General features: G+C 57.9%; 13 protein-coding genes. 10 read left to right on the forward strand and 3 right to left on the reverse strand.

Features of this window, described 5'->3' with window-relative positions:
* Nucleotides 1–2 precede the first annotated feature (2 nt).
* From paaE to paaY, 9 genes are all read left to right on the forward strand, one after another.
* Nucleotides 3–1,073, forward strand: coding sequence for a 1,2-phenylacetyl-CoA epoxidase subunit PaaE (gene paaE / locus F8561_RS12580; RefSeq protein WP_041162586.1), 1,071 nt, complete (start codon nt 3–5; stop codon nt 1,071–1,073).
* Complete coding sequence (gene paaF / locus F8561_RS12585) at nt 1,070–1,837, forward strand: 2,3-dehydroadipyl-CoA hydratase PaaF (protein ID WP_148575737.1); 768 nt, start codon at nt 1,070–1,072, stop codon at nt 1,835–1,837. Before paaE ends, paaF begins: the two co-directional genes overlap by 4 nt.
* Nucleotides 1,837–2,625 (forward strand): 2-(1,2-epoxy-1,2-dihydrophenyl)acetyl-CoA isomerase PaaG, encoded by a 789-nt coding sequence (paaG, locus tag F8561_RS12590; protein WP_025204280.1) that lies wholly within the window; start codon nt 1,837–1,839, stop codon nt 2,623–2,625. Before paaF ends, paaG begins: the two co-directional genes overlap by 1 nt.
* A gap of 1 nt (nt 2,626) precedes the next feature.
* On the forward strand, nt 2,627–4,054 hold the full coding sequence (gene paaH / locus F8561_RS12595; RefSeq protein ID WP_047744594.1) for a 3-hydroxyacyl-CoA dehydrogenase PaaH: 1,428 nt from the start codon (nt 2,627–2,629) through the stop codon (nt 4,052–4,054).
* Nucleotides 4,044–4,466 (forward strand): hydroxyphenylacetyl-CoA thioesterase PaaI, encoded by a 423-nt coding sequence (gene paaI / locus F8561_RS12600; RefSeq protein ID WP_020884240.1) that lies wholly within the window; start codon nt 4,044–4,046, stop codon nt 4,464–4,466. The genes paaH and paaI overlap by 11 nt, the downstream gene beginning before the upstream one ends.
* Nucleotides 4,466–5,671, forward strand: coding sequence for a 3-oxoadipyl-CoA thiolase (gene pcaF / locus F8561_RS12605; protein ID WP_044859087.1), 1,206 nt, complete (start codon nt 4,466–4,468; stop codon nt 5,669–5,671). Before paaI ends, pcaF begins: the two co-directional genes overlap by 1 nt.
* Nucleotides 5,672–5,697: 26 nt before the next feature.
* Nucleotides 5,698–7,014: a phenylacetate--CoA ligase PaaK gene (gene paaK / locus F8561_RS12610; protein ID WP_014169934.1), complete on the forward strand. Its 1,317-nt coding sequence runs from the start codon at nt 5,698–5,700 to the stop codon at nt 7,012–7,014.
* A gap of 129 nt (nt 7,015–7,143) precedes the next feature.
* Nucleotides 7,144–8,079 (forward strand): phenylacetic acid degradation operon negative regulatory protein PaaX, encoded by a 936-nt coding sequence (gene paaX, locus F8561_RS12615; RefSeq protein ID WP_014169935.1) that lies wholly within the window; start codon nt 7,144–7,146, stop codon nt 8,077–8,079.
* Nucleotides 8,080–8,088: 9 nt separating this feature from the next.
* Complete coding sequence (gene paaY, locus F8561_RS12620; protein WP_063156029.1) at nt 8,089–8,685, forward strand: phenylacetic acid degradation protein PaaY; 597 nt, start codon at nt 8,089–8,091, stop codon at nt 8,683–8,685.
* 94 nt (nt 8,686–8,779) lie between these two features.
* On the opposite strand, the gene F8561_RS12625 is transcribed toward paaY, so the two are convergent.
* On the reverse strand, nt 8,780–9,718 hold the full coding sequence (locus tag F8561_RS12625) for an omptin family outer membrane protease (protein ID WP_025204278.1): 939 nt from the start codon (nt 9,716–9,718) through the stop codon (nt 8,780–8,782).
* 193 nt (nt 9,719–9,911) lie between these two features.
* Nucleotides 9,912–10,817: a LysR family transcriptional regulator gene (locus F8561_RS12630; protein WP_068794593.1), complete on the reverse strand. Its 906-nt coding sequence runs from the start codon at nt 10,815–10,817 to the stop codon at nt 9,912–9,914.
* A 149-nt stretch (nt 10,818–10,966) separates the two neighbouring features.
* Here F8561_RS12630 and F8561_RS12635 point away from each other — a divergent pair, with 149 nt between their 5' ends.
* A complete protein-coding gene (locus tag F8561_RS12635) occupies nt 10,967–11,254 on the forward strand; it encodes a DUF1330 domain-containing protein (RefSeq protein ID WP_014169939.1) in 288 nt (95 codons plus the stop codon).
* Here the strand turns inward: F8561_RS12635 and F8561_RS12640 are convergent.
* On the reverse strand, nt 11,251–12,645 hold the full coding sequence (locus F8561_RS12640) for an amidohydrolase family protein (RefSeq protein ID WP_151887536.1): 1,395 nt from the start codon (nt 12,643–12,645) through the stop codon (nt 11,251–11,253). The two genes, F8561_RS12635 and F8561_RS12640, sit on opposite strands and share 4 nt — an antisense overlap.
* Nucleotides 12,646–12,771: the final 126 nt, after the last annotated feature.

Genomic DNA, 12,771 nt, shown 5'->3' on the forward strand with positions numbered 1-12,771 from the left:
CCATGACAACGTTTCATTCATTAACAGTGGCAAAAGTGGAACCCGAAACTCGCGACGCGGTGACCATCACTTTCGCGGTACCGCAGGCGTTGCAGGACGCCTATCGCTTTCGTCCCGGACAACACCTGACCCTGAAAGCGAAGCTGGGTGAGGATGAGCTGCGTCGCTGCTACTCTATCTGCCGCAGTACCGCGCCGGGTGAGATCAGCGTAGCGGTGAAAGCCATCGAGGGCGGACGTTTTTCCCGCTATGCCCGGGATGAGATCAAACAGGGCATGGTGCTGGAGGTCATGGTGCCGCAGGGCCAGTTTGGTTACCAGCCGCGCGCCGACCGGGAAGGGCACTATCTGGCCATTGCCGCGGGTTCAGGCATTACCCCAATGCTGGCCATCTTATCCGCCACGCTCGCCACCGAGCCGAACAGTCATTTCACCCTGATCTACGGCAACCGCAGCAGCCAGAGCATGATGTTTCGCGAGGCGCTTGCCGATCTGAAAGACAAATACCCGCAGCGTCTGCAGCTGGTCGCCATCTTCAGCCAGGAGGTGCTCGACAGCGATCTGCTGCATGGACGTATCGACGGTGAGAAGCTGCAGGCGCTGGCAAAAACCCTGATCAACTTCCGCCAGTACGACGAAGCCTTTATTTGTGGCCCGTCCGCCATGATGGACGACGCGGAAGCGGCGCTGAAAGCGCTGGGGATGCCAGAGAAATCGATTCACCTTGAGCGTTTTAATACGCCAGGCTCGACCGGCAAACGCACGGTCAGCGTGCAGGCTGAAGGGCAAAAAGTCACCGTGCGTCAGGACGGTCGCGACCGGGAAATTACCCTCACGGCAAACGATGAAAGCATTCTTGATGCCGCCCTGCGTCAGGGCGCCGACCTGCCGTATGCCTGCAAGGGCGGCGTATGCGCGACCTGCAAATGCAAAGTGCTGCGTGGCAAAGTTGATATGGCGACGAACTACAGCCTTGAGCCGGACGAACTGGCGGCCGGGTATGTGCTGAGCTGTCAGTCGCTGCCGTTAACCGCTGACGTGATAGTCGATTTTGACTCCAGGGGGATGGCATGAGCGAACTGATGGTCACCCGTCATGGTCGTGTCCTGCAGCTGACGCTTAACCGTCCGTCGGCACGCAACGCGCTGAATAACGCCCTGTTAGAGCAGATTGCTGATGCGCTCGACGCCGCTGCGGCCGATCGCGATCTCTCCGTTTGCGTGATTTACGGCAACGCACGCTGCTTTGCCGCCGGCGCAGATCTCAACGAAATGGCGGAGAAAGACCTGCCTGCCACCCTGAACGATATCCGTCCCCAGCTGTGGGCCCGGATCAACGCCTTCAATAAACCCCTGATTGCCGCCGTCAACGGCTTCGCGCTGGGTGCGGGCTGCGAGCTTGCGCTGCTGTGCGACGTGGTGATTGCCGGGGATAACGCCCGTTTTGGTCTGCCGGAAATTACGCTCGGCATCATGCCCGGGGCGGGCGGTACGCAGCGCCTGATTCGTAGCGTGGGCAAATCGCTGGCCAGCAAAATGGTGCTGACCGGGGAGAGCATTACCGCGCAGCAGGCGCAGCGCGCCGGGCTGGTCAGCGATGTGTTCCCGGCTTCATTGACGCTGGAATATGCCCTGAAACAGGCGGCGCTGATGGCACGACACTCACCGCTGGCGCTCCAGGCGGCGAAGCAGGCGCTGCGCCAGTCTCAGGAGGTTTCCCTGCAGGCCGGACTGGTCCAGGAGCGACAGCTGTTTACGCTGCTTTCAGCGACCGAAGACCGGCGAGAAGGCATCGACGCATTCTTACAGAAACGTACCCCCGACTTTAAAGGACGCTAATCGTGGAATTTATTCTCAGTCATGTAGAACAAGGCGTGATGACCCTGACGCTGAACCGCCCGGAGCGTCTGAACAGCTTTAACGACGTGATGCATCAGCAACTCGCTGAGTGCCTTAAACAGGCCGAGCGCGATGACACCATCCGCTGTCTGCTTATTACCGGGGCGGGGCGCGGCTTCTGCGCGGGTCAGGATCTTAATGACCGCAACGTCGACCCTAACGGTCCGGCGCCGGATCTGGGAATGTCCGTGGAGACGTTCTACAACCCGCTGGTTCGCCGTCTTGCGACGTTGCCGAAACCGGTGATTTGCGCGGTCAACGGCGTGGCCGCCGGGGCCGGGGCCACGCTGGCGCTGGGGTGTGACATGGTCATTGCCGCCCGTTCTGCCACCTTTGTGATGGCTTTCAGCAAGCTCGGATTAGTGCCGGACTGCGGGGGAACATGGTTCCTGCCGCGCGTCGCCGGGCGCGCCCGCGCAATGGGACTGGCGCTGCTCGGAGACAAACTCAGCGCCGAACAGGCACACGCCTGGGGGATGATCTGGCAGGTGGTGGATGACGAACACCTCTCCGCCACGGCCCAGCAGATGGCGCTGCACTTTGCTTCTCAGCCCACCTTTGGTCTGGGGCTGATTAAGCAGGCGATTAACGCGGCAGAGACCAACACCCTCGACGCCCAGCTTGACCTGGAGCGCGATTATCAACGTCTGGCCGGTCGCAGCGACGACTACCGGGAAGGGGTCAGCGCCTTCCTTGCCAAACGCGCACCGACATTCACGGGGAAATAAGATGGCGATCACGGTTCGTACTGTCGCCGTCATTGGAAGCGGCACGATGGGTGCGGGAATTGCGGAAGTTGCGGCGAGTCATGGGCATCAGGTTCTGATGTATGACATTGCTTCAGACGCGATTTCACGCGCGATTGACGGGATCCGCCAGCGTCTCGCCTCCCGGGTGACTCGCGGAAAACTTTCCGCCGATGCTGGCAGCCAGATACTTGCCAGGCTGCTGCCGGTAACGGATATCGAAGCGCTTGCCGCGGCAGATCTGGTGATTGAAGCCGCGTCTGAGCGTATCGACGTCAAAAAAGCGCTGTTTGCGCAACTGGCTCAGATTTGCCCGCCGCAGACCTTGCTGACCAGCAATACCTCCTCCATTTCTGTTACGGCGATTGCGGCGGATGTTCACCATCCGGAGCGCGTCGCGGGGCTGCATTTCTTTAATCCTGCACCGGTCATGAAGCTGGTCGAGGTGGTGAGCGGGCTGGCGACATCGCCCGAAGTGGCCGATGCGCTGTGCGAGCTGGCGCTGAACTGGGGGAAACAGCCCGTCCGCTGCCAGTCAACGCCAGGGTTCATCGTCAACCGCGTTGCGCGTCCGTTCTATTCTGAAGCCTGGCGCGCCCTGGAAGAGCAGGTCGCCTCGCCAGAAGTGATTGATGCCGCCCTGCGCGACGGCGGCGGTTTCCCTATGGGACCGCTGGAGCTGACCGACATGATTGGTCAGGACGTCAACTTTGCGGTGACCTGTTCCGTGTTCAATGCCTTCTGGCAGGAACGTCGTTTCCTGCCGTCGCTGGTGCAGCAGGAACTGGTGCTGGCGGGGCGACTGGGCAAAAAAAGCGGGAAGGGCGTTTACGACTGGCACAGTGAGAAACCGTCTGTGCCGTGGCTTGACGCAGTAAACGACAGCTTTACACCCCTGCGCGTGCAGCGAAGAGGTGACGGTGTCACGGAAATAGATGAGCTCCTGTTGATTGAAACCCAGGGGGAGACCGCTCAGGCGCTGGCCCGGCGTTTTCACTGTCCGGTCGTGGTGATTGACCGCATTGAACGCGACGTGGCGGTGATCGCAGCCGCATCGGATAACCCGCATACCGCCACGCAAAAAGCCGTCTGGTACCTGCAGCAGCAGGGACACCGGGTACTGCACATTGCCGATTACCCCGGCCTGCTGGTCTGGCGGACGGTGGCGATGATCGCCAACGAAGCGCTGGATGCGCTGCAAAAAGGGGTGGCCAGCGAGAAGGATATCGACACCGCCATGCGCCTCGGCGTGAATTACCCGAACGGGCCCATTGCCTGGGGGGAGCGTCTGGGCTGGCAACGGCTGTTAACGCTGCTTGAAAATTTGCAACGCCATTACGGCGAAGAACGCTATCGCCCTTGTTCACTGCTGCGCCAGCGTGCGCTTCTGGAGAGTAGCTATGAGTCATAACGCCTGGCATAACGCCCGCACCATGTATGAACAGGACGCCTGCGCCCAGGCGCTGGGGATCGACATCATCGACATGGACGATGGCTACGCGGTAGTGACGATGACCATCACCCCACAGATGCTCAACGGCCACAAAACCTGCCACGGAGGACAGCTGTTTTCACTGGCCGATACCGCTTTTGCCTACGCCTGCAACAGCCAGGGGCTGGCGGCAGTGGCGTCAGGCTGTTCAATCGATTTTCTGCGCCCGGGGTTTGCCGGCGACACGCTGACCGCCACCGCGCGGGTTAAGCATCAGGGCAAACTGACCGGCGTGTATGACATTGAAATTCAGAACCAACAACAGAAAACCGTTGCCCTGTTTCGCGGAAAATCTCACCGCATCGGCGGCAGTGTGACAGGAGAAGCCTGATGCGTGACGCTTTTATTTGTGATGGCGTTCGAACCCCGGTGGGGCGCTATGGCGGGGCGCTGGCCAGCGTCCGCGCCGACGATCTCGGCGCGGTGCCACTGCGTGCGCTGCTGGCCCGTTATCCGCAGCTCGACCTCGAGCGGATTGATGATGTGATCTTCGGCTGCGCCAACCAGGCGGGGGAAGATAACCGCAACGTGGCGCGTATGTCGCTGCTGCTGGCCGGACTGCCTCAGACGGTCTCGGGCACCACGCTGAACCGCCTGTGCGGTTCGGGTCTGGACGCGATTGGCTTTGCCGCACGGGCGATCAGGGCGGGTGATGGCGACATGCTGCTTGCAGGCGGCGTCGAGTCAATGTCCCGGGCGCCGTTTGTAATGGGTAAAGCCACGGCGGCGTTCCAGCGTCAGGCGGAGATTTTCGACACCACCCTCGGCTGGCGATTTGTGAATCCGCTCATGCATCAGCAATTCGGAACTGACAGCATGCCGGAAACGGCAGAGAATGTAGCTGAATTGTTAAATATCAGCCGGGCCGATCAGGATGCTTTCGCGCTGCGTAGCCAGCAGCGTACTGCTCAGGCACAGCAGAACGGCATTCTGGCGCAGGAGATTGTGCCGGTGCAGGTGCCCGGCAAAAAAGGAACGGTTACGGAAGTTTCGGTAGATGAGCATCCCCGTGCTGATACCACGCTTGAACAACTTGCCGCGCTGAAAACACCGTTTCGCAGGAACGGTGTCGTGACGGCGGGTAACGCCTCCGGTGTAAACGATGGCGCTGCGGCGTTGATCATCGCCAGCGAGTCGATGGCGCACGCGCAAGGGCTTGTGCCGCGCACGCGGATCGTGGCGATGGCTACCGCTGGCGTGGAGCCACGTCTGATGGGGTTAGGACCGGTGCCAGCCACCCGCAAAGTGCTGGAACGTGCCGGGCTCAGCATCAACGATATGGACGTGATTGAGCTTAACGAAGCTTTCGCTTCTCAGGCGCTGGGCGTGTTACGTCAGCTGGGATTGCCGGATGACGCTGAACACGTTAACCCGAACGGAGGGGCCATTGCGTTGGGCCACCCGCTGGGCATGAGCGGTGCCAGACTGGCGTTGGCCGCGAGCAATGAATTGCATCGACGCAACGGGCGCTATGCGCTGTGTACGATGTGCATCGGTGTGGGTCAGGGCATTGCCATGATCCTTGAGCGTGTTTGAGCGAATAACAGTGTGAGTACCCTACAATGACAAATACAACAAAGCTTGATCCGATCGAAACGGCCTCCATTGACGAATTACAGGCGCTGCAAACCGAGCGTCTGAAATGGACGCTGCATCACGCCTATAACAACGTTCCGATGTACAAACGCAAGTTTGACGCCGCGGGCGTTCACCCTGACGATTTTAAAACGCTGGAAGATATCCGTAAGTTTCCGTGCACCACCAAGCAGGACCTGCGTGATAACTATCCGTTCGATACCTTTGCCGTACCGATGGAGCAGGTGGTGCGTATTCACGCCTCTTCCGGCACCACCGGAAAGCCAACCGTCGTCGGTTATACCCAACATGACATCGACAACTGGGCCAACCTGGTGGCCCGTTCTCTGCGCGCCGCGGGCGGCAGTGCGAAAGACAAAATTCATGTGGCCTATGGGTATGGCCTGTTTACCGGTGGGCTGGGCGCGCACTATGGCGCAGAGCGTTTAGGGGCGACCGTTATCCCGATGTCCGGCGGCCAGACGGAGAAACAGGCGCAGCTGATCCGCGATTTCCAGCCGGACATGATCATGGTGACGCCATCCTACTGCCTCAATCTTATCGAAGAGCTGGAGCGCCAGATGGGAGGCGATGCCAGCGCCTGCTCCCTGCGTGTGGGGGTGTTTGGCGCAGAGCCGTGGACGCAGGCCATGCGCCGCGAAATCGAGAAACGTCTGGGGATCACCGCGCTGGATATCTATGGGCTTTCTGAGGTCATGGGGCCAGGCGTGGCGATGGAGTGTATCGAAACCGCCGACGGTCCGACCATCTGGGAAGATCATTTCTATCCGGAGATCGTCAACCCGAACGATGGCACGCCGCTTAATGATGGCGAGCAGGGCGAACTGCTGTTTACCACGCTGACCAAGGAGGCGCTGCCGGTTATTCGTTATCGCACCCGTGACCTGACGCGCCTGCTTCCTGGGACCGCCCGTACCATGCGTCGTATGGACAGGATCAGCGGTCGCAGTGACGATATGCTCATCATCCGCGGCGTCAACGTCTTCCCGTCCCAGCTGGAAGAGGAGATCGTGAAGTTCGAACACCTCTCCCCGCACTACCAGCTGGAGGTCAACCGCCGCGGCCATCTTGATTCACTTTCCGTGAAGGTGGAGCTCAAAGAGAGCAGTCTGACCCTGACCCACGAGCAGCGCTGCCAGGTGTGCCATCAGCTGCGCCATCGGATTAAATCGATGGTCGGGATCTCCACCGACGTGATGATTGTCAACTGCGGCAGTATCCCGCGCTCAGAGGGCAAAGCCTGTCGGGTGTTTGATTTGCGTAAAGTTGCGGCTAACGGTTGAGTTTCCCTCACCCCTCATCCTAACCTTCTCCACAGAGGGGGGAAGGGACGTTGTCTCCCTCTCCCTTTGGGAGAGGGCCGGGGTGAGGGGAATATGCTATGATTCATCCAGACCAAAAATAACAACAGAATGAATCACATGAATAAACTCGATGCCTTTATCCAGCACGCGGTTAGCTCGGTTCCCGTTAGCGGAACGTCGCTTATCTCCTCATTATACGGTGACGCGCTTTCACATCGCGGCGGCGAGATTTGGCTTGGCAGCCTCGCCGCCTTACTGGAAGGGATGGGGTTTGGCGAGCGCTTTGTGCGCACTGCGCTGTTTCGTCTTAACAAAGAGGGCTGGCTGGATGTGTCGCGCATCGGACGACGCAGCTTTTACCGGCTGAGCGACAAGGGGCTACGTTTGACCCGTCGCGCGGAGAGTAAAATCTACCGCGCAGAACTCCCGGCATGGGACGGTAAGTGGCTGTTGCTGCTCTCGGAAGGCCTGGATAAAACCACCCTTGCTGACGTCAAAAAGCAGCTGATCTGGCAGGGTTTTGGCACCCTGGCTCCCAGCCTGATGGCCTCCCCATCGCAGCATCTGGCGGATGTGCAGTCGCTTTTACACGACGCAGGCGTGGCGGAAAACGTCATCTTCTTCGAGGCCCATTCGCCGCTGGCGCTGTCCCGCGCGGCGCTGCGTGCCCGGGTCGAGGAGTGCTGGCAGTTGACCGAACAGAACGCGATGTACGAGACGTTTATCCACTCGTTCCGTCCTCTTCTGCCGCTGCTGAAAGAGGCCGCACCGGACGAATTAACGCCGGAACGCTGCTTCCAGATCCAGCTGTTGCTGATCCATTTTTACCGTCGCGTGGTGCTGAAAGACCCGCTGTTGCCGGAGGAGTTATTGCCTGCACACTGGGCCGGACAAAGTGCGCGACAGCTGTGCATTAATATTTATCAGCGTGTGGCACCGGGGGCGCTGGCGTTTGTCAGCGAGAAAGGTGAAACCTCCGTCGGCGAACTGCCTGTGCCCGGCACGCTCTACTATCAACGCTTTGGTGGTCTTACTATCGTATAAGGAGTGGAGATGCCCGTTTATCAAATTGACGGTCTGACGCCGGTGGTGCCTGATGAGAGCTACGTTCACCCGACGGCGGTGCTCATCGGCGACGTGATCCTGGGCAAAGGCGTGTATGTTGGCCCGAATGCCAGCCTGCGCGGCGATTTTGGCCGGATTGTGGTGAAAGACGGCGCAAACATTCAGGATAACTGCGTCATGCACGGTTTCCCGGAGCAGGACACGGTGGTGGAAGAGGACGGACATATCGGCCACAGCGCGATTCTGCACGGCTGTATTATCCGCCGTAACGCTCTGGTAGGGATGAACGCGGTGGTCATGGACGGCGCGGTGATTGGCGAAAACAGCATTGTCGGCGCGGCGGCCTTTGTGAAAGCGAAAGCGGAGATGCCCGCCAACCATTTGGTCATTGGCAGTCCGGCAAAAGCGATACGTGTGCTGAGCGAGCAGGAAATCGCCTGGAAGAAGCAGGGCACGCGTGAGTATCAGGTGCTGGTGGATCGCTGCAAGCTGACCCTGCATCAGGTCGAACCCCTGCGCGAAGTGGAGCCCGGTCGAAAACGTCTGGAGTTTGACGAGGATCTGCGACCAAAATCGGCGTCATGAAGGGGCGCGCACCTGCGGAAGTAAAGCAGCGCATCGAAAAAGGCCCCGTCAGGGGCCTGTGCATGTTTACGCTGGCCTGTTGCGTTGCGCGAAATCAGAACCGGTATTGCAGACCGGCGGTAACGGTATAGTTTTTGTTGGAAATGCCCGCCGCATCACCGCCAATTGACCCGGATTCGCCCGTGTTAGTATCAATAATCTGCGTGCCGCCTTTGCCCTCTTTGTAACGGCTATACGCGAACTCGGCAAAAACTTTGGCGTGTGGCGTGACGTAATATCCTGCATCCACTGACGCACCATAATAGCGAGAGTCTGAGGTTTTCTCGCGGAAGGTCAGGTCGCGCATATAGTGCTCGTCGTTATCATGAGCGCGCACCCAGTCACTGAATTTAAACAGGCCATTAAATTCGAAATTATTAATACGATACTGCCCCACAAGCCCAATATAAGGCATTGAGAAGCGCTGGCTATAACCAATGCCGCGTTCGCCCGCCGGGAAATTCCCCGTGTTGGTACCGTTATCATAATTATAAGAGCCACCGGTGGCCGTCCAGCTAAAACGGGTTTCCTGATAACCGGCAGTCACGCCCGCTTTATAGCTTTCGCCCTGCAATATCCAGCCTTTTACATTGAGATCGTATTCATTGGCATAATTGACGTTAGTTGCCGGATGCGTCGAATGATCTGTCCAGCTGGATTGTCTTTCGTTCATCCAGTCATAGTCATCCATATGACCCGAGCCGGATGCCAGCGAGGTCCAGCCGCGTGCGTTCAGGGTCAGGAAAGGGTACGCATCCCAGGAAATATCGCCTTTCAGGATGGCGACGTTTTTAATTTTCCAGTCCAGCTGGCTGATTTTTCTGCCTGTGACGTCGTCATACACCATTTCATGGGATTTCCCGCTGAGCATCCCGCCCGAGGCTGAAACGGTGACGCTGTCAGGTGAGAAATTCGGCGTAAATTGCGTTTCCCCTGCGTATACTGCGCCTGAAAAGGCGGCCATCATCGTCAGTAAAAGCGTATTTCTTGTCATTTTTATGTCCCTAATTAAAATTTAATAAATACCTTGCAATTAAATTTTAAAAGCCACGCAAATAACAATCAACTGCCAGTTTTAGTCATTATTCGCCTTTGCGTTGTATATTCCTTTCACAAGAAACGTCCCTGGGCGAGATAATATTGCCGTCCGGCCTCCGACAATTAGCGTGAATATCTTTAGCAGGATATTAATCAAAGTACGGTTTTAAAATGACTTCTGTCCAGTGCATAAAAGCTCTGACACGCTGCGATAAATTACGCCGATGGGCGACCACGAAAGCGGCATTAAGCGGTTCAGGAGGCAAATGGGGAAGCACTTCAACCAGCGCGCCGCGCTGGATATGGGGCGCCAGCGCGGAATACCCGCCCTGAATTAAGCCCAGACCCGCCAGCCCGGCTTCATGATAGGCCGGTACGCTGTTGACCCGCGCGGCGCCGGGTAACATGACGGACCGGTAGCCATCACCGTCCGGGTACTGCCAGCCATCAGGTCGGGCACCAAAATTTCGCATGTAATGCACCATTCGGTGTCCCTGACGAAGCAGGTCGTCAATCGTCTCGGGCACTCCGACGCGCTCCAGATAGCGTGGGCTGGCGGCGTTAATCATCCGTAACTGACCCAGCGGTCGGGCAATGAGGGTCTCATCAACAATGGGCCCAAAACGAATCACGCAGTCAAAGCCTTCCTGAACCAGATCGACTCGCCGGTCTGTGCTTGAAAGTTCTATTTCAAGTTCAGGATGCGCGTCCAGCAGTTGTGGAAGGGCGGGAATCACTACGCTTTGGGCCAACACTGCTGGCATATCGACGCGTAAACGTCCCCGCAGTGACATGCCGCCAGGCGCAAACATGGACTGCAGATCTTCTGCATCTGCTAACAAATCCCGGGCGCGGGAATAAAAAGCCCGACCGTCTTCGGTCAGCTGTACCGCGCGGGTAGTCCGGTGCAACAGCGTCGTCCCGAGGTCATGCTCAAGCTCACGTACGACCGTTGAAACACGGCCTTTCTTAATGCCCAGGCTCTCCGCCGCCTGAGTAAAGCTCTGCATTTCTGCGACGCGCGCAAAAATAGTCAGTGCATGCAGGTTTTTCATTGTTCACCTTCCGGGTAACAGTGCGTTATTTTTTGGGTGATTTATTCCCTTATTGATGACTAATAGAGTGTCTTCATACCGCGTAACGCTGTCAAACAGGTTGATGCGTTTTACACCACCGGCAACAGTCCTCAGGAAGGATAAAGAAGATGAATAAAGGTTATTTAATCGCCCACGTGACCGTCACAGATCCTGCTGCCTATGCAGAATATGCGAACGCTGCCGGGGAAGCGCTGCAGGGGTTCAACCCCCGGGTCATCGTCTGGTCAGGGGAATATGAAAATCTCGAAGGGGAGGCGCATGAACGCCATGTCGTTTTAGAGTTTGATTCGTATGCTGAGGCCAAACGTTTTTATAACAGTCCCGGGTACGTTGCCGCCAGAAAGCTGCGCGCGGGGGCGGCAACCGGGACATTTGTTGTGGTTGAAGGGGCTTAATCCTGCGCCAGCGGCAGGAAGGCGTCAGCAAATATGTCCGGCTCATACCCGGCTGAGGTAAAGAGATGATGACGTGATTCATCAATGGCCTCGCGAAGGCGGGTGATGTCTACCCCCAGCACGTTGCCGTCTTGCTTCACGATTCGTCCGGCAATCATGACGGTATGGATGTTGCTGCGCTCTGCCGCATGGACCACCGTGCCAAATGCATTGCCGGACGGATAGAGGTTGAGATCGCCGGCGTTAATAAGCACCAGGTCGGCCTGTTTACCCGGCGTCAGGCTGCCGATGCTCTCCTGTAACCCTGCACAGGCCGCACCATCGACGGTGGCTGCTTTCAGGAGCTGTTGGGTATGAAGCGTATTTACGGTGTGCGCTGAACCACAGCAGCGCTGCTGATGCATGCCCATGACGCGCTGGAGGTAAAAAGCCACGCGCATTTCCATAAACATGTCGCCGCTGTACGACGTTTCATTGTCAACGCTGAGGCCGGGGCTGATGCCGTGGCGCAGCGCGGACTGAAGGGCAAACATGCCGTCTTCAATCCCATAGTGCGCATCGGAGCGGGGGCAGACGTTCACGCGTACACCCGCGTCCCGCAGGATTTTCCATCCGTCGTCCGGCAGTGCGGTGCAGTGATTAAAAATATTGTCCGGTCCCAGAAGCCCCTGCTGATGCAGCGCCTCAAGCTGCGACGCCATTTCACCCCCAAAGAATTCGGTCACGATTGGCAACCCCAGCCTGCGGGCCTCCAGCCATCTCTCCGGCTCCAGCTGGGCCATGACCGCCAGCGAAACAAGACTTTCAGGGTTATTCTGGAAATACTTTTCTTGCAGGCGCTGCCAGTTACCGGGCCAGTGCGCGCGGTCCCATTCTCCGGACACCGGTGCACCGGAAGCGTGTACGGCGCGGATCCCCGCATCCAGCAGGGCCTCAACGGCCGCGTCCGAATGCGCAGCGGTGCGGCTGTTATGGGAATTATCAATCACCGTAGTGATACCGGCATCAATACACCCCAGGGCAGTGAGCAGGTTGCCGATATAAATATCGGCAGGGCGATAATACCTGGCGAACGAGAAGTGCGTGGCGTTGCAGTAATCTTCAAGCGTTTTGGCGTCGGGGTTAATGCGGCGCAGTTGTCCCTCCCAGGCATGGCGATGGGTATCCACCAGGCCCGGCATGGCAATCATATGTGTGGCATCTATTATGCGGGCGCCTTCTGCTGCCAGATTTTCACCAATGGCGACGATCTTTGCGCCTTCGATAAGGATATCGCCGCGCTCAAAATTACCCACCCTGTCATCCATGCTGAGCAGGGTTGCGCCCTTAATCAACGTGGCGGGTGGGGTTATGCTCTGATTGTTAATCATATTTCTCAGGTAATCGCTCATCTTCTTGTCCTTTGTCTCTTCATGGGTGAGAAATTACGCCACCCGATTACGGCGAAAAAGATGCTTAACGTGTTTTCATTATTCATAATCTACGAAGAATAATGTGAGCGACGGTCGGGGGAGAAA

The sequence above is a fragment of the Enterobacter sp. 198 genome, assembly GCF_009025585.1.
Lineage (GTDB): Bacteria > Pseudomonadota > Gammaproteobacteria > Enterobacterales > Enterobacteriaceae > Enterobacter > Enterobacter ludwigii.